Raw genomic sequence first — 26,125 nt, forward strand, 5'->3', positions numbered from 1 at the left:
CATTTCAGACCTCGTTCGGCAGATCGCCTTTCGCGTGACGCGCGAAAGCCGAGAAGAGCTTACGCGTGACGGGGCCGACCGCGCCATCCGCAACAGGCGCGCCGTCGATGGCAGTGATCGGCCGCACGAAGCTGGTAGCGCTGGTGATGAAGACCTCCCGCGCGCCCCGCAACTCGTCGAGGCTGAAGGCCGTCTCGGAGAGGGTGAGTTTCTCGTCGCCGAGCAGCGCCGCCAGGGCACCGCGCGTGCAGCCCGGCAGGATCTCGTGGCCCAGGGCGCGCGTGCGAAGGTGGCCGGAGGCGTCGACGATCCAGATATTCGAGGAGGCGCATTCGGTGACCATGCCGTCGCTATCGATCATCGCCATCTCGAAGGCACCGGCTTCGCGTGCGGCCTGTTTCGCCAGCACGTTGGGCAGCAGGTTCACCGACTTGATGTCGCAGCGGGCCCAGCGCTGGTCCGGCCCGGTGATGATGCGGGTGGCCCAGCTATCGGGATCGCGCGGATAGGGCGGCAGGGCGCGCGCAGTGACCACCAGCGTCGGGGATGTCGGCGGCGGGAAGACGTGCTCGCGCCGTGCCGCGCCGCGGGTGATCTGGATATAGGCGAGCGCGGCGCCGCGAAGCCGGTTGCGGGAAACGACCTCTCGCAGGATGCCGCCGAGCACCTCGCGCTTGACCGGCCAGTCTATGCGTAGCTCGCCAAGGGAGCGATGCAGGCGGTCGAGGTGGCGGTCCTCGTCCAGGAAGCGGCCGCGATGGATGTAGACGACTTCGTAGACGCCATCACCGAACTGGAAGCCCCGGTCCTCTACCCGGACCTGCGCTTCGGCGAGCGGGAGGTAGCGTCCGTTGACATAGGCGATGCGGCTCATGACAGCGTTTCGGTCGTTTCAGGAAACACAGAACTAATCGTCCAGCCCCAGCGCGCGGAGGTGCTGGGTCTTCTCGTCCCAGCCCGCGCGTTCCTTGACGTTCAGGAAAAGGTGAACCTTGCGGTCGAAAAGCTTCACCAGTTCCAGCCGCGCCTTGGCGCCGATCTCGCGAATGCGGCTGCCTCCGGCGCCTATAAGGATTCCTTTATGTCCGGCGCGGGACACGGTGATCGTCGCCTCGATCCGCACCGAGCCGTCCTTCTGCTCCTTGAAGCTCTCGGTCTCGACGGTCGTCGCATGCGGAACCTCCTGATGCGTTTGCAGCAGGATTTGCTCGCGGACGATCTCGGCCGCCAGCAGACGGTCCGGCAGGTCGGTAAGGTCGTCGTCGGGGTAGAGATGCGGACCCTCCGGCACGGCGCCGGCCAAGGCATCGCGGAGCTGGTCTACGCCCTCGCCCGTGACCGCGCTGACCATGAAGGTCTCGACGAAGGTCAAGCGGCTGTTGAGTTCGGCGATGAGCGGCAACAGGCGGGCGGGCTCGACGAGGTCCGTCTTGTTCAGGACTAGCCACAGCTTGCGGTCGGTTTTCGCCAGCGTCTCGATGATGCTGGCGGTCAGGCCGCTGATCCCGGCCTTGGCGTCGACCAGTAGCACGCTGATATCGGCATCCTGCATGCCGGTCCAGGCGGCGGCGACCATGGCGCGGTCGAGCCTGCGCTTTGGCTGGAAGATGCCGGGCGTATCCACCAGCAGGATCTGCGAGGCGCCGCGCATCAGCACGCCCATGATGCGGAAGCGCGTGGTCTGCGCCTTCGGGCTCACGATGGAGAGCTTGGTGCCCGCCAGACGGTTCAGCAGGGTCGACTTGCCGGCATTGGGGGCGCCGATGATCGCAACGAAGCCGCAGCGTGGGGCGGTTGTTTCGTTCATGAGGCGGATAGCCGGTTGAGGAGGGCGCGGGCGCCGGCCTGCTCGGCCGCGCGGCGGGTGCCGGCTTCGCCCGTGGCGCTGTGCTCACCGAGCGTCACGCGGAGCACAAAGCGCGGGGAATGCGATGGTCCTTCCTGCGATTCGACCTCGTAGCCGGGCAACCCGAGGCTGCGGGCCTGGGCCCATTCCTGCAGGGCGGTCTTGGCGTCCTTCGGTGGCTCGGTGTCGGCGATCATGGTTTGCTCGAAATGCCGGCGCACAAAACGCTGCACAGGGTCGAGGCCGCCATCCATGAACATCGCGCCCAGAAGCGCTTCCACTGCGTCGGCGAGCACCGAGGCACGGAGGCGCACGCCGGCACGGGCCTCGCCGGGCGCCACGGCCAGGAGATTGGGCAGGCCGAGTTCCTCGGCGATCCGGGCGAGCACGGGCTGGGAAACGAGATGGGCGAGACGGCGGCCGAGGGCGCCTTCCTGCTCGCGCGGATAGCGCTCGGCCAGCCAGACGGCGACGGCGAGGCCGAGAACGCGGTCACCGACGAATTCGAGACGCTCGTTGGAGTGGCGGCCGGACCCAGCGGCGGATCGATGGGTGAGCGCCTCGCGCAACAGGCGAGGCTCGGCGAAATGATAGGCGAGGATGCGCTCGACCTCGGGTGCCGGCGAAGTAGCAGCCGCGGCGGAAACGGCGGTCAATGCACGAGCTGCAGGAGACGGCCCCACCGGATTTCGAACGGCCACTCCCAGACCTCCCACCACGGATAGCGCGAGTCGATCGAGAAGAAGATGATTTCCGCCTTACCGACCAAGTTCGCGACCGGGATATAGCCCACCGCATCGAGCACGCGCGAGTCGAGGCTGTCGTCGCGGTTGTCGCCCATGCCGAATACATAGCCCGGCGGGACATGATAGACGTCGGTATTGTCAAGCGGGCCGTCATCCGAGGCTTTGAGGATCGGGTGCTTCACCCCATCCGGCATCGTCTCGATATAGCGCTTGAGCACCATCGGCGGACCATCGCCCTCGGCGGTGAAGGTGCCGGACGGGTCGCGCGGCAGTTCCTTGCCGTTGATGTAGAGATGGCCGGACTTCATCTGGATCTCGTCACCGGGCAGGCCGACGATGCGCTTGATGTAATCAACGGAGGGATCACGCGGCAGGCGGAACACCGCGACATCGCCACGCTGCGGCAGGCTGCCGAAGATGCGGCCCGAGAAGAGGCTCGGGGAGAGCGGGAAAGAGTAATTCGAGTAGCCGTAACTGAATTTCGAGACGAACAGGTAATCGCCGACCAGCAGTGTCGGGATCATGCTTCCGGACGGAATATTAAACGGTTCGTAAAGAAAGGTTCTGATGAAGACCGCGATGAGCGCGGCATAGATAACGGTCTTGAGGCTGTCCCCCCAACCGCCCGAATTACGCTGCGCCATCGTCTTGTCGTATTCCTCAGAGGGACCGGGCCGGATGAAGCCGAAAGGTTCCGGCCTGTCAAGCAAGCGGGGCGCCGGGTCGTTGCCCTCTCCTGCGCTGGCCGGCGGTCCTCCGCAAGCTGGCAAATCGTTACCTCAGGCTTGCGAGTGGCAGCCGCGCCAAGCCGCGCCTTGCGGCGGCGGCGGCGCATCGGCGACAAGGCGCGTCATGGCCCCCCCGCTCCTCACGCTTCAGACGATCCGGCTTCACCTCGGCACGACCGCTCTGCTCGACGGCGCCGAACTCAGCGTCGGCGCGGGGGACCGGATCTGCCTGGTCGGCCGCAATGGCTCCGGCAAATCGACGCTGCTCAAGCTCGCGGCCGGGCTGATCGAGCCCGATGGCGGAACGCGCTTCCTCCAGCCAGGCACGACGATCCGCTACCTTCCGCAGGAGCCCGATCTGTCGGGCTATGCCACCACGCTGGATTACGTCGAAGCCGGACTGGGGCCGAGCGACGATCCGTATCGGGCGCGCGCTTTGCTCGATGCGCTGGGGCTTTCGGGCGAGGAGCAGCCGGACCAACTGTCCGGCGGCGAGGCTCGGCGGGCGGCGCTGGCGCGGACGCTGGCGCCCGAACCTGACCTGCTGTTGCTCGATGAGCCGACGAACCACCTGGACCTGCCGGCGATCGAGTGGCTGGAGACGGAACTGGCGCGGCTGCGGGCGGGGATCATTCTCATCAGCCATGACCGTCGGCTGCTCACCGGCCTCTCGAAGTCGATGATCTGGCTGGACCGTGGCGTGACCCGCCGGGTCGATCGCGGCTTCGGCGAATACGATCAATGGCGCGAGGAGATCCTGGCGCAGGAGGAGGCGGAGCACCACAAGCTCGGCCGCCAGATCGCGCGTGAAGAGGATTGGATGCGCTACGGCGTGACGGCCCGGCGCAAGAGGAATGTGCGCCGTGTCGGCGAACTTCGGGCGTTGCGCCAACGGCATCGGGAACGCGAGGGTGCTGCCAAGGGCGCTCGCATGTCGGCGAGTGAGGGCGAGGTTTCCGGCAAGCTCGTCTGCGTCGCCGAGCAGGTCAGCAAGAGTTACGACCGGCCGGTGGTGCGGAACCTCGACCTGCGGGTGATCCGGGGCGACCGGCTCGGCATTGTGGGGCCGAATGGCGCGGGGAAGTCGACGCTGCTGCATCTTCTCACCGGGACGACGCAGCCGGATACCGGGACGATTCGCATCGGCACGAACCTCTCACTGGTGACCCTCGACCAGCAGCGCGGCGCGCTCGATCCCAACCGGACCTTGGCCGAAACGCTGACGGATGGGCAGGGCGACATGGTTCAGGTCGGCGAGGAGCGTCGGCATGTCATCGGGTATATGAAGGACTTCATGTTCAAGCCTGAACAGGCGCGCACGCCGGTCGGCACGCTGTCAGGTGGCGAGCGTGGGCGGTTGTTGCTGGCCTGCGCCCTCGCCCGGCCGAGCAATCTGCTGGTGCTCGACGAACCGACCAATGATTTGGATTTCGAGACGCTGGATTTGCTGCAGGAGATGCTGGCGGATTACGCGGGCACAGTCCTTCTGGTAAGCCATGATCGCGACTTTTTGGATCGCGTCGTGACCTCGACATTGGCATCGGAAGGCGATGGCCGCTGGACGGAATATGCTGGTGGTTACAGTGACATGCTGTCGCAGCGCGGCGCCGACTTGCCGGACCGGCCGACGACAGCGGCGATCGCGTCCTTGCCGCGCGCGCGTTCCGAGACTGGTCGCGTCGAGAACACGCGCGTGAAAATGAGTTTCAAGGATCGCCACGCGTTGGAGCGGCTGCCGCGCGACATCGCGAGCCTGCAAGCGGAAGCGGCGCGGCTGCGTGGCATCCTGTCGGACGCCAATCTCTATACGCGCGACAACAAGCGCTTTGCCGCAACTACGGCGGCGCTGGCGAAAGCCGAGGCGGATCTCGTGGCGCAGGAATCTCGCTGGCTGGAACTGGAGATGCTGCGGGAGACGCTCGAAGGCTGAGTGCGGCGCGGTCAGCGCAGCCGCCGCCGTCATGCTCGGCGAAGGCAGAGCATGACGGCGCGCGTTATGACTCAGCGTCGCATCCTTGCCGCAATGAGTAGGGAGTTTACGATGTCGTTATCTCTTGATCCCCGCACGACCGCCCTGGTGCTGATCGACCTGCAGCAGGGCGTCCTCTCGATGCCGCTCAGCCCCTATGGCGCACCGCAGATCATCGAGCGTTCCGTGCGCCTCGGCCGGCGGATCCGGGATGCGGGCGGGATTGTGGTGCTGGTGAATGTCGCCTTCGCGAGCGGCTTCGCCGACAGGCTCAACCTGCCGGTCGATGCACCACAGCCGGCGGCGCCGGGAGGACTGCCGCCGGACTGGTCCGAATTCGCACCCGAGGTAGCGGCTTTGCCGGGCGATGTGCTGGTGACCAAGCGGCAATGGGGCGCGTTTCACGGCACGGAACTCGACCTGCAACTGAGGCGGCGCGGCATTACCACCATCGTGCTCGGCGGCATCGCGACGAATTTCGGCGTGGAGTCGACAGCGCGCGAAGCGTGGCAGCACAATTACGCGGTGGTCATCGCCGAGGATGCCTGCACCAGCATCGGCCCCGAGATGCATCAGTTCGCGATCGAGAAGATATTCCCGCGCTTGGCGCGCATTCGTTCCACGGAGCAGATTCTTGCGGCATTGCCAGCCGGGTCGGGTCCGGCGACGCCGCCGGTTTGAGGCTGACTCGCGGCTTCACGCTGCGGCGGTCGACCCACCCCCAGCCCCTCGCTGCCAGGGAGGGGAGCGTCACTCCGGGATAGGGAGTGCTTCGATAATGACCTGGGCAAAAGCGTAGGGGTATTCGTCCGTCATCGTCAGAGCGACGACCGCGCGCATTCCAGGCGGGGTCAGCGCCGCCAGGCGGCGGGCGGCGCCGCCGGTGAGGAGGAAACCCGGCTGGCCGGAGCGCTGGTTGACCACGCCGAGATCCGACATGAAAACCCCGTTGTTAAAACCGGTGCCGAGCGCCTTGGCGCAGGCTTCCTTGGCGGCGAAACGCTTGGCGAAGGTGCCCGCCCGCAGCTTGTCGGTGCGGCGCATCGCCTTCTCGCGCTCGGTTTCCGTGAAGACGCGCTGGAGGAAGCGGTCGCCGTGGCGCTCCATCGCCTTCTCGATGCGGCGAATGTCGCAGAGGTCGGAGCCGATGCCGATGATCATGGATCTGCGTTCAGCCCTTCGCGCGCTCGACCTGATTGATGCCGCCGGTCGCGCGCAGCCCGGCGATGACGGTGGAGAGGTGCCGCAGGTCGCGCACCTCCACATCCAGCAGGATCTCGCAGAAATCCTGCTGCCGGCTGACCACCCGCAGGTTCAAGACCGAACCGTCATGCTTCGTCACGGCATTGGAGATATTGGGCAAAAGGTCGCGCTCGTTGCTGGCGACGACACTGACGCGGCCGGCGAAAACCTGGCCGCCCTTGGCCTGCGGCGGCAGCGTGTCGTCCCATTCCACATCGATGAAGCGTTCGGGTGTCGCGGCGAAGCTCTGCAGCTGCGCGCAGTCCCGCGTGTGGATCGTCACGCCGCGGCCTGTCGCCACGATGCCGACGATGGGATCGCCGGGCAGCGGATGGCAGCAGCCCGCATAGCTCACCACCATGCCCGAGATGATGCCGCGGATCGGCGCGCCGGCTGGCCCCTCGGTCTTGGAACCGCTGCGGCCGGCGGGCCTCGGCGGCAGGCCCATGCCGGGCAGCATGCGGGGTGCGCGTGCCGTCTCCCGCATCTCGGGATAAGCGGCGTGCACCACATCCTTGGCGCCGATATGGCCGCTACCGACAGCCACATAGAGATCGTCGATCGACGCCTGCTTGAGCGTCTTCAGCGCCGGGTCCAGCGCCTTCTCCGACCCATCCAGCCCTTCCTGACGGAAAGCCTTGGCGAGGGTCGCGCGGCCCTGCTCGCGATTGACGCCGCGCTGCTGCTGGGTGACGAAGCGGCGAATACGGGCGCGCGCCTTGCCGGTGACGACAAACCGCTCCCATTGCGGGGACGGCGTGCCGCCCCGCGCCGTCATCACCTCGACCTGATCGCCGTTCTGCAACTCATAGCGCAACGGCATGAGGCGGCCGTTGATCTTGGCGCCGACACAGGTGTCGCCGACCTGACTATGGACGGCATAGGCGAAATCGACGGAGGTCGCGCCGCGCGGAAGCTGGATCAGCTCGCCCTTCGGCGTAAAGCAGAAGACCTGGTCGCGATAAAGTTCGAGCTTGGTGTTTTCGAGAAACTCGTCCGCCGCCTGACTGTTGTCGAGGATTTCGAGCAGATCCTGAACCCAGCGGAAGCGCTGGATATCGGAGGCCGCGGCATCGTGCTGCTTATAGTGCCAGTGCGCGGCGACGCCTTTCTCGGCGACCTCGTGCATCTGGAAGGTGCGGATCTGGACTTCGATCTTTTGATTGCGCGGTTCGCGCAGCGTCACGCCGGTATGCAGGCTTTGGTAACCATTGGCCTTGGGCGTCGAAATATAGTCCTTGAAGCGGCCTGCGATCACCGGGAAGGCCGAATGCACGGCGCCCAGCGCGACGTAGCAATCATCCCGTGTCGGCACCAGAAGTCGGAAAGCCATGATGTCCGAAAGCTGCTCATAGGCGACGTTGCGGTGCTGCATCTTCTCCCAGATGGAGAATGGCGATTTCTCGCGGCCCGTCACCTCGATGCCGCTGACCCCGGCGGCGAGGCAGACTCGGGTGAGGTCCTGCCGCACCTCCTCGATGACGTCGGCGCCCTGGCCGCGCAGGAAGTTCAGGCGGGCTTGGATGGTGTCAAAAGCCTCGGGCTCGAGCTGTGCGAAGGCGAGGCTCTGCAACTCGGTCTTGACGGAATCCATGCCGATACGGCCGGCGAGCGGCGCGTAGATCTCCATCGTCTCGCGGGCGATGCGCTGGCGGCGCCCGATCTCCAGCACGAAATGCAGCGTGCGCATGTTGTGCAGACGGTCGGCGAGTTTGACGAGGAGAACACGGATGTCCCGGCTGAGCGCCAGCACCAGCTTGCGGAAGTTCTCCGCCTGTTTGGTGCGATCCGACTGCAGCTCCAGCCGGGTGAGCTTGGTGACGCCATCGACCAGCCCGGCCACGTCGCCGCCGAAGCGGGACTCGACTTCCGCCAGGGTGACCGGGGTGTCCTCGATCACATCATGCAGCAGGCCGGTGATGATGCTGCCGGAATCGAGCCTGTAGTCGGCGAGGATGCCGGCGACGGCGACCGGGTGGTTGATATAGGGCTCGCCGTTGTCGCGGCGCTGCGGCGCATGGGCGCGCCGCGCCATCGCATAGGCGTCCTCGATCAGCGCGAGATCGGCATTGGGATCGTAGCTGCGGATCTTGGCTGTAAGCTCGGCCAAGGCCCGCTGATCCTCCGCGGGGAGGAGGATATCGGCGGCTACTGGGGCACCATCAGGGGAGCGAGCAAGGGCCGGCAGGAGAGGCGTGACTGGTTCGGAAGCGCCTGGTCCGGCCGGCATGCGTGTCCTTAACCCCGGCGGCGGCCGCCGAGTTCGGCCTCGATCGCGGCTTCCATGTCATCGACGCTCAGCGCCTCGCCCTTATCGGCGAGTGCCGCCGCTTCCTCGTCCGCCGAGACATCCTGCAGGCCGAAGATGTTCTGGTCGGTTGGGATGAGGTCCATGACCTCCTCGTCCGCAGGCTCCGGCTCCGGGGCGCGGGACAGCGAGCGAATCAGATCGCTCTCGATCCGCTCGAGATCAATGGTGCCCTCGGCAACCTCTCGCAGCGCGACGACGGGGTTCTTATCGTCGTCGCGGTCGATCGTCAGCTCCTCGCCGCGCGCGATATTGCGCGCCCGCTGAGCTGTCAGCAGCACCAGCTTGAAACGATTCGGCACCTTGACGATGCAGTCTTCCACGGTGACGCGCGCCATCCCGCTCACTCTCCGCCATTTTTCGAGTAGAGGACTACCTAGCGTCTGGGATTGCGGGATGCAAGAACCGTGGCGCTTCGGTGAGGGCATGGCTGGCAGCCAGCCGCGCGTCCAGCGGGCATCAATCCCAATCGGCCAACCGCCGCACGGGTTGGTCGGCAACTTTGGCCAGGAGCGCCTCCACCTTTATTCCGAGTAGCGGATGGCGCCAGCCAGGGGCTACATCAGCGAGTGGCCGCAGCACGAAGGCGCGCTGATGGGCACGGGGATGTGGTAGGATGGGGTCGGGCGCCTGGCGTAGTGTCTCACCCATTGCGATGATATCGAGGTCGAGGCTGCGCGACCCATTCCCTTCGCCGCGTTGCCGCCCGAACCGCGCCTCGATTTCGAGCAGGGCCGCAAGCAGCGCGGCCGGGTCGATGTCCCCGGCGAGCCGCAGAACGGCGTTGCGATAGGCCGGCTGTCCGGATGGTGGCTGCGGAGCGGATTCATATAAGGCGGATGTCGCTTCGATCCGCAGATTGGGCAAGCGTGCAATCTCCGCAGCCGCCGCGCGGAGTGTCACTGAGGGAGGAGAGCCGGAGGGAGCCGGAAGATTGGCGCCGAGTGCTACAAGGATCATGCCATTGCGTGGCGTAACGGGATGACGAGTGCAAGACTGCATCATCTGAATTGGTCAAGACGGCTGCTGACCAAACTGATGATCGCCTCGTTCATAATTCTTGCATCTAACGGGGCTACAAAACTTGATTATTAAGCTCAATTTTGGCACCCTGTAGTCAGGGCTTGCAACTTAAAGTTGTAGCGACATGATTATGTCACCGACTAATCGGCGTTGTGTTTCTCAAGCCTTACGATTTGTTCATCGAGGTGTCCGCGAATGCTTTTCCCCAACCATGAGCGGACTGTCTTATTCATAGATGGTGCTAAACTCTACGTCGCGTCACGCCACCTTGGCTTTGACGTCGACTATCGTTCACTTCTAGAATATTTCAGAAGCCGAACCAATGTTATCCGCGCGTATTACTATTCGGCAATGATCGATAGCGACGAATATTCGCCGCTTAAGCCACTGACCGACTATCTCGCCTATAACGGGTATTCGCTCGTCACGAAGACGGTGCGGGAATACACGGATCCATCCGGGAAGCGGCGGGTCAAAGGCAATATGGACGTCGAACTGGCGGTCGATATGCTTGAGCTGTCGCCGCATATCGAACACGCGGTGCTGTTCTCGGGCGATGCCGATTTCCGCCGTGTCGTCGAGGCCGTGCAGCGTCATGGGGTGCGCGTCACCGTAATCTCCTCGGTGAAGAGCAATCCGCCGATGATCGCGGACGAACTTCGCCGGCAGGCCGACCAGTTCCTCGATCTCGCGGACCTGATGGAGGATATCGCGCGCAAGGTCAGCGATGTGCGGCCACGCGCCTCCCGTACCGCCGTGGCCGACCTCGTGACGGTGCAGCCCGGCCAGGCGTGATGGAGAAAGACGGGGCGCTGCCCAGCCACGACTGCCCGCTATGCCCTCGCCTCGTCGCCTACCGGCAGGCGAATCGTGCGGCTCATCCTGACTGGTTCAACGGCCCGGTTTCCGGCTGGGGGCCCCTCGCCGCTCCCCTCGCGATCGTAGGGATGGCGCCGGGGGTCAAGGGTGCGAACCGGACCGGACGGCCCTTCACCGGCGATCATGCGGGTATCATCCTCTATGAGACGCTTCTGGAATTCGGCCTGGCACGCGGCCGCTTCGATGCGCGGCCGGATGACGGGTTGGAGCTGACGGGCTGCCGGATCGTCAATGCCGTGCGCTGCGTGCCGCCGGCCAATCTGCCTACCCCCGCGGAAGCCGCGACCTGCAACCGGTTTCTCACGGTCGAGCTACAGCGGATGCCGGGGCTTCGCATTGCGCTTGCCTTGGGGGTGCTGGCTCACGCAGCGGTTTTGCGCGCCTGCGGGATTCCGCAGAGCCGGGTGCGCTTCCAGCATGGCGCTTTCCACGAACTGCCGGACGGTCTGATCCTCTGCGACAGCTATCATGTGTCCCGATACAACACGAATACCGGGCGACTGACCGTGCCGATGTTCCAGGATGTCATTCGCAACATCCAGGCGCGGCTCGAACGCGCTTTGCCTCAGGTCGCGAACGCCTAGCGGGACGACCCAGAAGCGGGTCGCATCCGCCGCAAGGTCAGAAGCGCGCCGACACGGCGAGTGAGCCGAATTCGAACATGCCGCCTTGCTGGGTGTCGAATTCATGGGTCTGCCAGACCTGGGTGTAGCTGATCTTCACACCGTGCAGGATGATGGCGAGACCGGCCTCGAACTCGGCCACGAAGGGCTTGGGGTTCACATGGGGACCTTGGCTCGTGAAGGAATTGCCGTCGAGCAGCGTGTCATAGGCCACGGCCTGACCATCGACGCCGCCGAAGGCATACCAGGTAAGTCCCGGGTTCTGGTTATAGGCGTCGCCGCCCGTCATGCCTGGCAGGATGCGGGCAACGCCATAGTCCGTGTCCAGCCCCTGGCCGATACGGAAGGTGGCGCCAGCCTCGCCATAGACCCGCTGAGTGCCGACGAAGCCGGTGATGTCGGGTAGCATGTCGATGGCCAGGCCCGAGGACGCCACATAAGGCACGTCGACCGGCAGGTTCAGCAGCGGCACGCGATAGGTGCGGTCGATGAAGAGGTTCACGATGGGACGGTTGTCGAGCTGATAGGCCCAGCCCTTGTTCTGCGCATCGCCGATGATGGTGTGGAAAGCATTCTGCACCAACTGGCCGCCGGCATCCGGACCCAGCACCCCGAGCTGCGTGCCGATCTTCGTGCGTGAGATCTCGTCATCCTGGATGAGCTGGCCGGTCACGACCAAGGTCGCGGCATAGGGGCGGTCGGTCGGATCGGGGGGGCTGATCTGAGTATTGACCGGCGTGAAGATCGATTGGCTGATGTCGATGCTGATGCGCTGCTGGCCGTCGCCGAAAGCGGCATGGCCGGCGCGGGCGATGAAATCCGGGAGGTAGCCGGTTGGCCCTGTCCAGCCGATCTGGTCGCCTGCGCTGTAGTAGCGGTCAGTATTGGCGAAGGTGTCGTTCTCGACCCGTAGCGTGTAGATGCTGCCGTCATCCGCCGGCGGCATCCCCTGCGCCCGCACGGGACTGGCTAGAAGCGTTACCGAGACCAAGGCTGTCGCGCCACAAAGGCAAAGACCGATCCAGCCCGTGAACCGGGACGCCTCGCGTGGAACATCACTCATCGAAAATGCCTCTCTTTAGCGCGGACGCCAGTTCGCGGCGCAACCCTACGCTTTGTAAGCATTCTTTAAGCGGATGAGAAAGTCCTTCCCTGCTCGGTCAGGTCCCGCAAGATGAGATCCGCGGCCTCTGTTTCCCAAATGCCCTCTATTCCGACGCGGATTTTGCGCCGCCAGTTGGGGCGCTCGCGATCCGTCCCCGGTAAGTTGATGGGCACCGTCTCCGCCGCCAGGTCGTCGGCCTGGACCAGATCGAGCAGGCAGGGCGTGGCCGCGACGTAGCTGTGTATGGCGGCGTTGAGTGCGGCCGAAAGTGGCGCATCGAGGTCGATCGCTGCCGGAGCGAGGCCGTTCGCCGCGAGCGCTTCCAGCAATTGCGCCTTCTCGCGGCGCCGTTCGGTCCTTGCCGCCTCAGCGGCCGCGGCGTCGGAAAAGCCGAGACCCAGCCGCTCGTCGATGTCCTCGCCAGCCCACCAGCCAGCGATCGTCGGCAGGTCGTGGGTCGAGACACAGGCCGCCGCCTGCGCCGGATAGCTTGACGGTGGCTTGAAATGCTCGCCATCCCGCTCGAACCAGAGGACGCGGTAGGAGAGCACGGATCTCGCGGCCAGGGTTTCGCGAACACCATCCGGCACCGTGCCGAGATCCTCGCCGACCACGATGCATTCCGCGCGCTGACTTTCGAGCGCGACATTGCCCAGCAGATCGGCGAGCGGAAAAGCCAGGTAGGAACCCTCCGCCGGCGGGACGCCCTCGGGGATCAGGAAGAGGCGGTTGAGGCCGAGAACGTGGTCGATCCGCAGCGCCCCGGCGTGGCGCATATTGGTCTGCAGCATTTCGGCGAAGATCGAGTAGCCGTCCGCGGCCCAGGCGAGCGGGTTGGCGGGCGGCAGCATCCAGTTCTGCCCCTCGACGGAGAAGGGATCGGGCGGCGCGCCCACTGAAACGCCTCGCATGAGCGACTTCTGTTCTGCCCAGGCGGCCGCGCCATCGGGCGAGGTGCCGACCGCGAAATCCCGGTAGAAGCCGATGCTCAGCCCTTCCCGCTTCGAGACGGCGGCGGCGTCCGCGAGCTGCGCATCGGCGAGCCATTGCAGGAAGCAGGCAAAATCGACCTCGGCCGCGTGGCCACGGACAAAGTCCCGCACCGCTTCGCTGTCAGGGCGCTGGAGCGCCTCGGGCCAACTGCGCCAGGGGGCGCCTCTCCGCGCCGCCGAGATGGCCTCGAACTGCGCGAAACAGGCGAGCGAGGCGCCTTGCGCCTGTTTGAAGGCTGCGAATTCAGCTTGGGCCGGATGGTCGTCGCGCAACGCGGCAATAGCGTCGAAGCTGGCGCGCAGCACAGTCTCCTTTGCGGTCCACACGGTGGGGTAGTCCACCTCGCCGGCCAGCCGCGCCGCCGCGAAGATCGCCGCCTGCTCGGCAAGGGCCGCGCGCACCGCCGGGTGGTCCGGCAGATGCGGCAAAGCCGTCACGTCGACGTAGATCGGGTCGAGGAAGCGGCGGTCGGAGGGCGAATAGGGGCTGGTGAGGCTGCGGTCCGAGCAAAAGAGAACATGCAGCGGATTAAGGCCGACGACCGAGCCGCCTTTCGCCGCCGTGGCGGCGCCGATGCGAGCGAGCGTCGTGAAGTCGCCGATGCCCTGATCGCCATCGCGCCTCAAGGTATAGAGATGCGCGGCAAGGCCAAAGCGCCGGCCGCCATGCTGCAAAGCCGGGGGCAAGTAGCATTGCGCCGGTGTGATGGTGAGGTGGCAGGAGATCGGCTCCGGCCCGTCGATCCACATCAGTTGGTGCCGACCGAGCGGCTGCGGCGGTAGTTCGACCGTCCGGATCGAGGCCTGGCGGCCGTCGGGCGCCGACACCACGCTCAAGGCGCCGGTCTGTGGCGTGACCACGACGCGGTGTCGGCTGCCATCCTCGCGCTGGATCAGCAGCGCTGCCGCCCGGTCGAGGCGCGCAATCGCCGGGCCTAGGGGAAGCCTGACGGGCCGCCCCTCCTCGGCCACCAGCGTCGCGGGCAGGGCGCGGAGAACCGTGCGGCGTGAGAGGCTGTGCAGACTGTCCTCGACATCGTCGCGGCTGTCGGCCGGCAGACCCATCGCGGCGAGTAGCTTCCGTTTGGTCGTGTCTGGCACTAGATGATTCGTGCCGCTGATGTCCCACCAGTCATGGGTGAGGCCCGCGGCGACGGCGAGTTCGGCAAGACGTTCGGACGTGCTCGCGCTGCTTTCACGCTTGCGGCTCAGTTCAGCGGGTTCCTCGATGAAGAGGAGAACCGCGCGCGCGGCGACTGGTTGTGTGCCCTCGGCTCCGGCCACCGCCGCGTCCGGTGATGCGGTGTCGATCACGCGGCGCCAGGCGAAGCCTTCGCGCGGCGGTGGCAGGACGAGTGTGAAGGCGTTCCAACCGGCGTGAAGTACGACAAGCGCGCGGCTGGCGGCCGTCTCGTCTTCGGCGGGGCGGTAGAGATCGGCGATGAGCGTGCGATGCTCGGGGTTCTGCCAGTCTTGCAGCCCCATCGGCTGCCCATCCGGCCGCAGCCAGGCGACGTCGGGGCGGAGGCTGTCATCCACCGCCTCTCCCGTCAGGTGAGCGAGGCTGGTCAGAGCGGGGCAGCCACGGCGGGCGACAACCAGGCGGCTTACGAAACCGGAGAGGCCTTGGTCATCGGCCGTCCAATCCATCCAGGAGATCGGGTTGTCCTGGGCATAGCCGTTATTATTGCCGCGCTGCGTGCGTCCGCGCTCGTCCCCCATGGTGAGCATCGGCGTGCCGCGAGACAGCAGCAGCGTCGCCAGGAGGGCGCGGATATCGGCGCCACGGGCGGCGAGGATGCCGGCGTCCTCGGTCGGCCCTTCAACGCCGTGATTCCAGGAGTGGTTGTCGGAGGTGCCGTCGCGATTGGCCTCGCCGTTCGCGTCGTTACGCTTGTTCTCGAAGGAGACCAGGTCTGCGAGCGTGAAACCGTCATGGGCGGTGACGAAGTTGATGCTACGGCTCGGCTGGTGCGGCGCGCTGCCGAAGATGTCGGTGGACCCCGCGAGGCGCGTGGCGGCGGCGCCGAGCAGGCCGCTATCGCCGCGCCAGAAGCGACGGATGTCGTCGCGGAAACGGTCGTTCCATTCGCGCCATGGTGCGGGGAAGCGGCCGAGCTGGTAGCCGCCGGGTCCGATATCCCAGGGCTCGGCGATCATCCGCAAGCGGCGAAGTTCGGGATCCTGAGCGACAGCCTGCAGGAAGGCGGAGTTGGGATCGAAGCCGGTAGCCGTGCGCGAAACGGTGGTGGCGAGGTCGAAGCGGAAACCGGCGAGCCCGCAGCGGCGTGCCCAAAGCCGCAGGGAATCCATCACGAGGCGGAGCACGATCGGCCGGTCCACCGCCAGCGAATTGCCGGTGCCGGTGTCGTTCACCATGCCATCCGGCGCGCGGGGGTCGAGGCGGTAATAGGTCGCGTGATCCAGCCCACGCAGCGACAGCGTCGGCCCAACGGTGTCGCCTTCACCGGTATGGTTGTAGACGACGTCGAGAATGGCGGCGACACCCGCTTCGGCAAGGGCGTCGACTGAAGCGCGGATCTCGGCGAAACCGCCAGGGGCGAGGCGCGGATCGGGCGCCATGTAGGTGACGGGGTTGTAGCCCCAGTAATTGGTGAGGCCGAGCGGCGGGAGATGCCGCTCCTCGATCCAGCCGGAGGCCGGCATGATCTCGACGGCGCTCACACCTAGCCTGCGGATGTGGTCTAGGGCCGCAGGTTCCTTCAGAGCGGCGAAAGTGCCGCGCACGTTCTCGGGGATGGACGAATTGAGCTTCGAGAAGCCACGGACATGCATCTCATAGACGACCTGGCCCTCCCAGCCGGCGACGGGTGGCGCCAGTTCGGTCGGCGGGGCGGCCGGTTCGATGATGGCCTTGGGCATGAAGGGGGCGCTGTCCACCTGGCTCGGCGGGCCACCGGAGGGCGAGCCAGGTGGCCAGTCGAACATGCTCGCATGCAGGACGAGCGACCGGTCGAGCGATGTCGCGTAGGGGTCGATGAGCAGCTTCGAGGGGTTGAAGCGGTGGCCCTTCGCCGGCTCAAACGGGCCATACGCCCGCAGGCCATAGCGCGCGCCGATGGCGATGCCGCCGATATGGCCGTGGAAGACGTTGTCGGTGCGCGCCGGCAAGAGAACGCGCTCGACCTCCTCCTCGCCCTTCTCGTCGAAGAGGCAAAGCTCAATGGCGGTTGCGTTGGCGGAGAAGACCGCGATGTTGATGCCGTCAGCGTCGAGGGTGACGCCGAGCGGCTCCGGACTGCCGTCCGTTAGGCGACGTTCGGTCATGCGCTCATCAGATAATCACTGGTCTCCGGGGGAAGCTCGTCATGCTCCGGCGCGATCTCTCCAGTGGCGAGTTCGCGGTAGAGTTCGGCATAGAGCCGGGCGGAGCGGCGCCATGAGACATCGGTCCGCATACCGTTCCTCTGGATACGGCGCCAGAGCGCCGGTTTGCGCCAGAGGGCGGCGACGCGCAGCACGGCGGATTCCAGCATCTCGACGGAGGGTGGCGCGAATTGGATGCCGGTGCCGATGCCTTCCGCGCGCGCCATTTCGTTGGCGTCGATGACCGTATCCGACAGGCCGCCGACGCGCGCCACCACCGGCACGCAGCCGTAGCGCAAAGCATATAGCTGAGTGAGCCCGCAGGGCTCGAAGCGCGATGGCAGCAACAGCGCGTCGGCGCCGGCCTGGATGAGATGGCCGAGTTCCTCGTCATATCCAATGACGCAGCCGACGCGACCAGGATAAGCCGTCACCGCGTCACGCACCGCGCGCTCCATGCCGCGGTCGCCCTGGCCGATGATGGCGACTTGCGCTCCGGTGCCGAGGATCAGCGGCAAGGCATCCAGCAGCAGGTCGATGCCCTTCTGCCAGGTGAGGCGGCTGACCAGGCCGAGGACCAGGACATCCGTATCCTCATGCAAACCGACGCGGCGCTGCAAGGTCAGCTTATTGACGCGCCGTGGCTTGATATGAGCGCGATCGAACTTGGCGGAGATCAGGTCATCGGCCGACGGATCCCAAACGCTTTCGTCGATGCCGTTGAGGATGCCTTGCAGATCGACGATGCGGTCCCGCAACAGCCCGCCGAGGCCCATGCCGCCTTCGAGCGTGCAGATCTCCTCGGCGTAGCGCGGCGAGACGGTCGTGATGCGGTCGGCGAGCTGGATGCCGGCTTTGAGGAAGCCGATTCCGCCGTAATATTCCACGCCATCGACGCCCATCGCCTCGGGCGGCAGACCAAGCTGTTCGAGCAGTTCGGGGCCGTATTGGCCCTGGAAGGCGAGGTTGTGGATCGTCATGATGGTGGCGGGCCGGTCGTTGCCGCCGCGATAGTGGAGATAGGCTGGAGTTAGCCCGGCTTGCCAATCATGGGCGTGCACGACATCGGGCCGGTATCCGGCGACCTCTCCCAGCCCGATCGCGGCGCCGACCGCGCTCAAGGCCGCGAAACGGATCGGATTGTCCGACCAGTTCTCGCCGTCTGGCCCGACGTACGGGTTGCCGACGCGGGCATAGAGATGCGGCGCATCGATGACGATCAGGTCGAGCCCCGCTGCGGTGGCCCGCAACAGCGTGGCGGGGGCGCCGAAGAGGTTCTGAAACTCGTGGATCGCGACCGCGTTGCTGATCTTCGCGAGCACGGCGGGATAGCCGGGCAGCAGCGTGGTGGTGGCGATCCCCTCTGGCCGCAAGAAGGCCGGCAGCGAACCCGCGACATCCGCCAGTCCACCCGTCTTGATGAGCGGGAAGAGTTCGGAAACGACCGAGAGAACCGCGACGGGTTTCAACCGAGGGCCTTTCCGTTAGGAACCGAAGGAGACCGGAATGTATTCCAGGTAGATCGTCGCCAACGGAGGGATGGTAATCGCAGCGGAGTGGGGATGACCATGGCTCGGCACGTCTTCCGCCCAGATTCTGCCCATATTGCCGATACCGCTGCCGCCAAATTCGGCGGCGTCGGTATTGAGGATCTCGTCCCAGCGGCCGCCATGCGGCAGGCCGATGCGGTAGCCCTCGCGCGGGACCGGCGTCATGTTGCTAATCACCAGCACGGGACGCCGTGACCCCTCGCCGCCGAACCGCAGCCAGGCATAAACGGACTGCGCGGCGTCATCGCCCACGACCCATTGGAAACCCTCGGGCTCGCAATCCCGCTCATGCAAAGCTGGCGTGTGCCGATAGGCATGATTGAGTTGGCGGACGAGCGATTGCACGCCGGAATGGAGCGGATACTGGGTGAGATGCCAGTCGAGGCTCCGCTCGGCATTCCATTCCTCCGACTGGGCGAATTCCTGCCCCATGAACAGCAACTTCTTGCCGGGCATACCCCACATGAAGCCGTAATACGCGCGCAGATTTGCGAAACGCTGCCATTCGTCTCCCGGCATCTTGCCGATGATCGAGTGTTTCCCATGCACCACTTCGTCATGTGACAGCGGCAAGACGAAATTCTCGGTGAAGGCATAGACCATGCCGAAAGTCATCAGGTGGTGGTGCCACTGCCGATGCACCGGCTCCTTCGACATGTAATCGAGGGTGTCGTGCATCCAGCCCATGTTCCACTTGAAGCCAAACCCCAGCCCGCCGAGATAGGTCGGCGCTGACACGCCCGGCCAGGCGGTCGATTCCTCCGCGATCATCGTGGTGCCGGGCTGCAGCGAATAAGTCAGTTCGTTGACACGGCGCAGGAATGCAACGGACTCACGGTTCTCGTTGGAGCCGTCGTCATTGGGGATCCACTCGCCCGGCTGCCGCGAGTAATCGAGATACAGCATCGAGGCGACGGCATCCACGCGCAGGCCATCGACGTGGTAGACATCGAGCCAATAGACCGCGTTTGAGACGAGTGTCGCACTCACCTCGCGCCGACCGAAATTAAAGATCGCGGTGTTCCAATCGGGATGGAACCCCTTGCGCGGATCGGCGTGATCATAAAGCGCTGTGCCGTCAAAGTTTGAGAGGCCGTGCGCATCGACCGGGAAATGCGCCGGCACCCAATCCAGCAGCACGGAAATCCCCGCCTGATGCGCACGATCGACGAAACGCGCGAAGGCCGCGGGATCACCGAAACGACGGGTGGGCGCGAAAAGTCCAACCGGCTGATACCCCCAGGAAATGTCGAGGGGATGCTCGCTGATCGGCATGAGTTCGAGATGGGTGAAGCCCATGTGATGGGCATAGGGGATCAGTTTGTCGCCGAGTTCGTCATAGGTCAGGAAGCGATTGCCCTCGCCGCGCTGCCACGAGCCTAGGTGAACCTCGTAGATCGAGATTGGCTTGCGGCGCGGATCGCCTTGCGCGCGGCTGGCGAGATGCGCCTCGTCGTGCCAGGAGAAATTGTCGATGCGCGCCGTCATCGAGGCGGTCGAAGGCCGCATTTCGGCGGAGAAGCCGACCGGATCGGCCTTCAGCGGCAACAACTCGCCGCCCGCGCCAACGATCTCGTATTTATAGGCGACACCCTCACCCAGTTCAGGTGCGAAAATCTCCCAGACGCCTACGCCGAGGCGTTTGCGCATCTGGTGACGCCGGCCATCCCAACCGTTGAAGTCACCGACCACCGCGACGCGGCGCGCATTCGGCGCCCAGACCGCGAAATGAACGCCCGGAACGCCCTCATGCTCGATGAGATGCGCACCCAGCCGCTCATAGATGCGCTGATGCGTGCCTTCCGCGAGAAGATAGTCGTCGAGCGAGCCGAGCACCGGACCGAAAGCGTAGGGATCGTGGATCTCCCAAACGCCACCGGCATTGCGGGCACGCAGCTTGTACTGCGTGTCGCTCTCCAGGTTGGGAACCAGACCCTCGAAGAAGCCGTGCGAGTGGCGCGAGCCGAGCGATCCGATCAACGTGCCGTCGAGGCCGATCACCTCCAGGGTTTCGGCATGCGGTACGAAAGCACGCACCGCGATCCCCGCATCGGTGTCATGGACACCCAGGATCGCGAAAGGATCGCCATGACGGGCGCCGAGGATCGCCATGAGGTCTGGCTCCGGCACCCGCCAATCGGTGACGCGGCGAAGACCACGCTCGCGCTCACCGATGGCCGGGCGGCGGCTCACGGCGCGGACCAGGTGGGCACGTTCCACAGCTCCGACGCGTATTCGCGGATCGAACGGTCGGAGGAAAACCAGCCCATGCCGGCGGTGTTGAGGATCGCCGAGCGCCGCCATTGCGCCGTTTGACGCCAGCGTGCTCCGACATCGCGCTGCCGCGCGTAGTATGACTCGAAATCGGCGGCGACGAGGAAGTAGTCGTGATGGCGGACGATATCCATGAGGCCGCGATAGCGGTCCGGCTCGTCCGGGGAGAAGTTGCCGTGTTCGACCGCAGAGACGACTTCCGAGAACACCTCGGATTGCTCGATGAGCGATGAGAAGTCGATGCCGTCACGGCGCCGTGCCTCGACCTCATGCGCTTCCATGCCGAAGATGAAGATATTGTCGGGGCCGACGCGTTCGAGCATTTCAACATTCGCGCCGTCGAGCGTGCCGATCGTCAGCGCGCCGTTCAACCCGAGTTTCATATTGCCGGTGCCGGACGCCTCCATTCCCGCCGTGGAAATCTGCTCCGACAGATCCGCCGCCGGGATGATAATCTCCGCAAGGCTCACATTGTAGTTGGGAAGGAAGACGACCTTAAGGGCGTCGCGTACCACAGGGTCGCTATTGATCACCCTGGCCACGTCGTGGATGAGCTTGATGATGAGCTTCGCGCGATGGTAGCTCGGCGCGGCCTTGCCAGCGAAGATCTTCACCCGCGGCGTCCAGTCCCGGAAGGGCTGCGCGCGGATCGCGTTATAAAGCGCGATGGTTTCCAGGATGTTCAGCAACTGGCGCTTGTATTCGTGGATGCGCTTGATCTGCACATCGAACATCGCCCCGGGATTGAGGCGAATCTGCATTTGGTCGGAAACCAAAGTCGCCAGCGCTTCCTTATTCGCCAGCTTCACCTTGGCGAAACTCTCCTGGAAGCCGGCGTCGTCGGCGAAAGGCTTCAGTTGTTCGAAAGCGCCTTCGTTGTCGAGGAAGCCATCGCCGATTGTCTCGCGCAGCAAAGCGGTGAGGCGTGGGTTGGCCTCGTACAGCCAACGGCGGAAGGTGATGCCATTGGTCTTGTTGTTGATCCGGTCCGGATACATGGCGTGGAAATCGCGGAACACGGTTTGCCGCATCAGATCGGTGTGGAGCGCGGAAACCCCGTTGATCTTGTGCGAACCGAGGAAGGACAAATGCCCCATGCGGACCCTCCGGCCGTGTTGCTCATCGACCAGAGAGAGGGTCGAGAGAAGCCGATCATCCTCCGGATGCGCTTTATTCACATCATCCAGGAACGTCACGTTGATCATGTAGAGAATTTGCATATGGCGCGGCAGCAGCCGCTCCATCAGCGAGACCGGCCAGCTTTCCAGTGCCTCGGGCAGCAAAGTGTGGTTCGTGTAGCAGAAGGTTTTCTGCACGATGCCCCAGGCTTCGGCCCACTCAATATGATGGACATCGACCAGGATGCGCATGAGCTCGACGATGGCGATCGAAGGATGCGTGTCGTTGAGCTGGATGGCGGCCTTGTCCGGCAAGGTCCGGATCGTGCCGAAGGTTTGCAGATGCCGCCGGATGAGATCCTGCAAGGACGCGGCGGCGAAGAAATACTCCTGCCGCAGCCGCAACTCCTGACCGGCTGGCGTCTCGTCGCTGGGATACAAAACGCGCGAGATCGCCTCGACCCGTGCGCGTTCGCTGATGGCGCCGACATGGTCACCGAGGTTGAAGGCGTCGAGGCGGATCGGGTCAACCGCGCGGGCAGACCACAGCCGCAGCGTATTCACATGCCGCCCGCGCCAGCCGACGATCGGAATGTCATAGGCGACGGCCGATACGCGCTCCGCCGGATGCCAGACGTGCTGGACCTCGGAGTCGAGCTGGGACACGGCCTCAACCGAGCCGCCGAAGCCGATGTCGTAGGAGATTTCGGCGCGTTCGAACTGCCAGGGATTGCCCAGCTCAAGCCAATCCTCGGGGAATTCGAGCTGGTAGCCGCCCTTGATGAGCTGACGGAACAGCCCGTGATCGTAGCGGATGCCATAGCCGAAAGCCGGGATCGCCAGGCTCGACATGCTCTCCAGGTAGCAGGCCGCGAGCCGCCCGAGACCGCCATTGCCAAGCGCCGCATCCGGTTCCATCTGGCGGATCGCGTCGAAACTCACCCCAAGGCTTTCGAGGGCCTGCAAGGCGTCATTCTCGATGCCGAGGTTGGAGAGGCTGTCGCGGAGCTGACGACCGATCAGGAACTCGAGCGAGAGGTAGTAGACCCGCTTGCTGCCGCTCGAATAGGCGCTCTTGGTGCTTGCATGCCAGCGCTCGACCACCTTGTCGCGCACCGCGAGCGCGGTCGATACGTACCAATCGCGGTCATTCGCCGAGGCGCGGGTCTTGCCGACCATGTAGTAAAGCTTTTGCAGAATGCTCTCGCGCATCGCCGCTACGGGCTCCTGCGCGACAGATGACGGCGGGGGCGCCGCTTCTTCAGTGGTTGCCTCGTTCTCGATCCGATCCGCTAGCGTCACGAGTAGCTCCTTGTGGTGATGGACCGGCCAATCGCCGGGCGGCACGTCGTTTCGGCACGTCGGACGCAGACGACGGGCGAAGAACCGGCCCTCCCGCCGCACAGCTTGCGCAGGATGGCGCACGAAGAAAAGGGCCAAACCGCTGGCCAGGCGCCGCCGGCTAGACGGTTGCCGCTTGGCCGGGGCCTATGACCTCGTGGTGTCGGCTCAACTGTCCGTGACCGGCGACGTCGATGCAATGGCCTCGCCACGGGTGGCGCTGGACGTCCTCTCGGGCGTCCCCAACTCTGCCATTCTCGCGTCTCCAGCCCTGGGGTCGCTCAAACGCCATTGATTGGCGTAGGGCGGACCCGTCACTCTCTCCTCGGTTATGCAAGGACGACGCCATGGCGGTTCCTCTTCGTGCGACCTACCGGCTCCAGTTCCACAAGGGGTTTACCTTCTTCGATGCTGTGTCGCAGGTTCCCTATCTCAGCCGGCTCGGCATCAGCCACGTCTATGCCTCGCCCATCCTGATGGCGCGGCCCGGCTCGACCCATGGCTATGACGGCATCGATCCAAGCCGCATCAATCCGGAGCTTGGCGGGGAGGATGGCTTTTCAGCGCTCGTTTCGGCCTGCCGCGCGGCAGGGCTCGGGCTCATCATCGACATCGTGCCGAACCATCTGGCGGTCGATAGCCTCAATCCGCTGTGGATGGAGGTGCTGGAACTTGGGCGAGCGGCGCCTGCCGCCAGCGTCTTCGACATCGACTGGGCGAAGGGGCCGATCGTCTTGCCGACGCTTGGCAAGACCCTGAACGACGCGATGGGAGCCGGCGAAATTGCGCTGCGGGTCGATTGGGAGTCGGCGCGCATTCTTGTCACCTACTTCGACAATTTCTGGCCGCTGCGGGCCGAGAGCGTCAGTGCCATCTTGCAAATGGCGTCCGAGAAAGCCGGGCCGTCACTGGATGGCCTGGCCAATGCCTGGCAGGCGCTTGAGGGACCGTCGCAAACCTTGCCGGACGAAATCCTGCGTGCGCGGCGCGGTCTGCGCGGCCTTGGTGTGGAGGCGCGCCGGCATGTCGAGGATGCGGTGGCGCGGGAAGATATTGGGCATCTGCTGCACCGGCAGCATTGGCTGCTGACGCATTGGCGGGCAGAGAGCGACCGTCTGACCTATCGGCGGTTCTTCAATATCACCGGCCTGATCGGTGTCCGCGTGGAAGACCATGCGGTTTTCGAGCGTATCCACGCGCGGCCACTTGCAATGGTGCGGGCCGGCGAGGTCGATGGGCTGCGGATCGATCATATCGACGGGCTGGCGGATCCGACGGCGTATTGCGGGCAGCTCCGCCGCGCGGTGAAGCCGGATACGATTTTGCTCATCGAGAAAATTCTCGGCCGCGAGGAGCCGCTGCGGAATTGGCCGATCACCGGCACCACCGGCTACGAGCGGCTGAACGACATTAACGGCTTGTTCGTCGATCCCGACGGATGGCGTGCGTTGGATGGCTATCTGGTGAGCCGCGGTGCTCTGGCGGCCGAACCGGAAGCCCGGCTAGCGGCGGCTAAGGCCTTCGTGCTCCGCACGAGCTTTGTCGCGGAGGTCAATAAGCTCGGCGAACTCGCCTTGCGGCTGGCGAAGGACGATCCGCGGGCCGCCGACTTCGGGCCCTCGACGTTGCGGGACGGGATCGTGGCGCTGCTCATCCGGTTTCCGGTGTATCGCAGCTATGGGCCGGATACGGGGTCGGATCCGGCGGATCATGCGCCTTGGGAAGCGGCGCTCGGTCTCGTCACTGAGCATGACAACCCCTGGGTGGCGCAGGCGGCCCGGTTCCTGGTGGCGCGGGTGGCCAAAACGACCGACACGATCGCGGAGGAGTTCGTTCGCCGCTTCCAGCAGCTCAGCGGCCCAGCCATGGCGAAAGGACTGGAGGATACCGAGTTCTACCGCAGCGTCGCGTTGAGTTCAGTCAATGAGGTGGGCGGCGATCTTGCCCAGCCCTGGCGCAGTGCTGAGGAGTTCCACGCGATCTTCACCGCCCGCGCAGCGGAGGGACGGCAGGATCTCATTCCTCTCGCGACCCATGACACCAAGCGCGGGCCGGAGACCAGGGCGCGGATCAATGCGCTCTCACTTTGGCCGCAAGAATGGATCGAGGCCTTTGAGAGCTGGCACGAGATCAACGCTCCGCTGTTCAAGACGGTGGCGGGTGAGGCGGCGCCCGATCCGATCGATGAGTGGCTGATCTATCAGACGCTGCTCGGGGCATGGCCGATCTCGGTCGAGCGGCTCTCCGAATACCTCACCAAGGCGATGCGGGAGGCGAAGCGGCGGAGCTTTTGGGAGAATCCCAACGAGGAATACGAGGCCGCCGTGCAAGGTTTCGCCAAGGCTCTGGTGCAGGGCAAGACGAGTGAGGCTTTCCGCGCACAGCTTGATCGCGCGGTCGTGGCGGTTGAGCCAACGGCGCGGGTCCATGCGATTGCCCAGACGATTCTCCAACTGACGCTGCCGGGCACGCCTGACATTTATCAGGGCACGGAGTTCTGGGATCGCAGCCTGGTCGATCCCGACAATCGCCGTCCGGTGGATTATGCGGCACGTGCCGCCGTTCTGGCGGAAGCGTCCCCCCTCAGTCTCGCCAGCCGCAATGATGGCTTCGCGAAGCTGACAGTGACGCATCGGCTTTTAGCGTTGCGTGCGAGCGAATTGGCGTTGTTTCAACACGGCGATTACCGGGCGGTGGCGCTAGCCGGCGGCGCGGGGTGGCTCGGTTTCACGCGTAGTCACGGAGATCGGCACCTTCTCGTTGTGGTGCCGACGCGGTGGAGTGGCGATGGCGGGTTGTCGCTTCCGCCGGAGGTTGAGACGGGTTGGAGGGACGTGTTGACGGGTGTCGAAGTTGCCGCAGCGGATGGGAGGAAGCGTGACGCAAGCTGGCCGTTTATTGTTGCGACGCGGGTTGGGTGAAGGCCGAGGCGAAGGCCGCTTATGCTCCCGTGCCGAGCGTCGTGGACACAAGAGTGGTCGTGCACGGCGCGGGGCGGTGATCCTGGTTTGGTAGAGCCAGCTCAGCATGCGGCGATCGCGAGCGACTCTTCCG

General features: G+C 65.1%; 17 protein-coding genes and 1 pseudogene. 5 read left to right on the top strand and 13 right to left on the bottom strand.

From position 1 onward, the window contains the following. Positions 1-4 precede the first annotated feature (4 nt). From GSQ83_RS19320 to lepB, 4 genes are read right to left on the bottom strand one after another with little or no spacing between them, the layout of a single operon-like run. Positions 5-874 (bottom strand): D-amino-acid transaminase, encoded by an 870-nt coding sequence (locus GSQ83_RS19320; RefSeq protein ID WP_158804512.1) that lies wholly within the window; start codon positions 872-874, stop codon positions 5-7. Positions 875-907: 33 nt separating this feature from the next. Next, positions 908-1,807 carry a GTPase Era gene (era, locus tag GSQ83_RS19325; RefSeq protein WP_158804513.1) on the bottom strand — a complete coding sequence of 300 codons (900 nt, stop codon included), beginning with the start codon at positions 1,805-1,807 and terminating at the stop codon, positions 908-910. Next, positions 1,804-2,502 carry a ribonuclease III gene (rnc, locus tag GSQ83_RS19330; protein WP_158804514.1) on the bottom strand — a complete coding sequence of 233 codons (699 nt, stop codon included), beginning with the start codon at positions 2,500-2,502 and terminating at the stop codon, positions 1,804-1,806. The genes era and rnc overlap by 4 nt, the downstream gene beginning before the upstream one ends. Further along, positions 2,499-3,236, bottom strand: coding sequence for a signal peptidase I (lepB, locus tag GSQ83_RS19335; RefSeq protein WP_158804852.1), 738 nt, complete (start codon positions 3,234-3,236; stop codon positions 2,499-2,501). The genes rnc and lepB overlap by 4 nt, the downstream gene beginning before the upstream one ends. Before the next feature lie 208 nt (positions 3,237-3,444). Between lepB and GSQ83_RS19340 the strand changes: the two genes are divergently transcribed. Further along, complete coding sequence (locus GSQ83_RS19340) at positions 3,445-5,250, top strand: ABC-F family ATP-binding cassette domain-containing protein (RefSeq protein WP_158804515.1); 1,806 nt, start codon at positions 3,445-3,447, stop codon at positions 5,248-5,250. A 111-nt stretch (positions 5,251-5,361) separates the two neighbouring features. Then, positions 5,362-5,970, top strand: coding sequence for a hydrolase (locus GSQ83_RS19345; protein WP_158804516.1), 609 nt, complete (start codon positions 5,362-5,364; stop codon positions 5,968-5,970). A gap of 69 nt (positions 5,971-6,039) precedes the next feature. On the opposite strand, the gene acpS is transcribed toward GSQ83_RS19345, so the two are convergent. The 4 genes from acpS to folK all read right to left on the bottom strand — a co-directional run bounded on the left by acpS (position 6,040) and on the right by folK (position 9,799). Continuing rightward, complete coding sequence (acpS, locus tag GSQ83_RS19350) at positions 6,040-6,450, bottom strand: holo-ACP synthase (RefSeq protein ID WP_158804517.1); 411 nt, start codon at positions 6,448-6,450, stop codon at positions 6,040-6,042. Positions 6,451-6,460: 10 nt separating this feature from the next. After that, entirely contained in the window at positions 6,461-8,761 is a 2,301-nt protein-coding gene (locus GSQ83_RS19355; protein WP_158804518.1) for a bifunctional (p)ppGpp synthetase/guanosine-3',5'-bis(diphosphate) 3'-pyrophosphohydrolase, read from the bottom strand. Between the two features lie 8 nt (positions 8,762-8,769). After that, on the bottom strand, positions 8,770-9,177 hold the full coding sequence (rpoZ, locus tag GSQ83_RS19360) for a DNA-directed RNA polymerase subunit omega (RefSeq protein ID WP_158804519.1): 408 nt from the start codon (positions 9,175-9,177) through the stop codon (positions 8,770-8,772). A gap of 121 nt (positions 9,178-9,298) precedes the next feature. Continuing rightward, positions 9,299-9,799, bottom strand: coding sequence for a 2-amino-4-hydroxy-6-hydroxymethyldihydropteridine diphosphokinase (gene folK / locus GSQ83_RS19365; protein WP_158804520.1), 501 nt, complete (start codon positions 9,797-9,799; stop codon positions 9,299-9,301). Positions 9,800-10,057: 258 nt separating this feature from the next. Here folK and GSQ83_RS19370 point away from each other — a divergent pair, with 258 nt between their 5' ends. Continuing rightward, positions 10,058-10,657, top strand: a complete 600-nt coding sequence (locus GSQ83_RS19370) for an NYN domain-containing protein (RefSeq protein ID WP_158804521.1) — start codon at positions 10,058-10,060, stop codon at positions 10,655-10,657. Continuing rightward, positions 10,657-11,325: a uracil-DNA glycosylase gene (locus tag GSQ83_RS19375; protein WP_158804522.1), complete on the top strand. Its 669-nt coding sequence runs from the start codon at positions 10,657-10,659 to the stop codon at positions 11,323-11,325. Before GSQ83_RS19370 ends, GSQ83_RS19375 begins: the two co-directional genes overlap by 1 nt. Before the next feature lie 37 nt (positions 11,326-11,362). Here the strand turns inward: GSQ83_RS19375 and GSQ83_RS19380 are convergent, their stop codons facing one another. The 5 genes and pseudogenes from GSQ83_RS19380 to GSQ83_RS19400 form a co-directional block, all read right to left on the bottom strand. Next, entirely contained in the window at positions 11,363-12,427 is a 1,065-nt protein-coding gene (locus GSQ83_RS19380; RefSeq protein WP_158804523.1) for a lipid A deacylase LpxR family protein, read from the bottom strand. A gap of 65 nt (positions 12,428-12,492) precedes the next feature. Next, positions 12,493-16,749 carry a glycogen debranching protein GlgX gene (glgX, locus tag GSQ83_RS19385; RefSeq protein WP_158804524.1) on the bottom strand — a complete coding sequence of 1,419 codons (4,257 nt, stop codon included), beginning with the start codon at positions 16,747-16,749 and terminating at the stop codon, positions 12,493-12,495. 62 nt (positions 16,750-16,811) lie between these two features. Further along, positions 16,812-18,257, bottom strand: a pseudogene (gene glgA, locus GSQ83_RS19390) (glycogen synthase GlgA); the annotation flags it as partial. Between the two features lie 15 nt (positions 18,258-18,272). After that, positions 18,273-20,450: a 1,4-alpha-glucan branching protein GlgB gene (glgB, locus tag GSQ83_RS19395; protein ID WP_254065825.1), complete on the bottom strand. Its 2,178-nt coding sequence runs from the start codon at positions 20,448-20,450 to the stop codon at positions 18,273-18,275. Between the two features lie 77 nt (positions 20,451-20,527). Further along, on the bottom strand, positions 20,528-22,942 hold the full coding sequence (locus tag GSQ83_RS19400; protein ID WP_158804853.1) for a glycogen/starch/alpha-glucan phosphorylase: 2,415 nt from the start codon (positions 22,940-22,942) through the stop codon (positions 20,528-20,530). 476 nt (positions 22,943-23,418) lie between these two features. Here GSQ83_RS19400 and treY point away from each other — a divergent pair, with 476 nt between their 5' ends. Then, positions 23,419-25,992, top strand: coding sequence for a malto-oligosyltrehalose synthase (gene treY / locus GSQ83_RS19405; RefSeq protein ID WP_158804527.1), 2,574 nt, complete (start codon positions 23,419-23,421; stop codon positions 25,990-25,992). The last annotated feature ends 133 nt before the right edge of the window (positions 25,993-26,125 follow it).

It is taken from the genome of Acidisoma sp. L85 (genome assembly GCF_009765865.1).
In the GTDB taxonomy this organism is placed as follows: domain Bacteria; phylum Pseudomonadota; class Alphaproteobacteria; order Acetobacterales; family Acetobacteraceae; genus Acidisoma.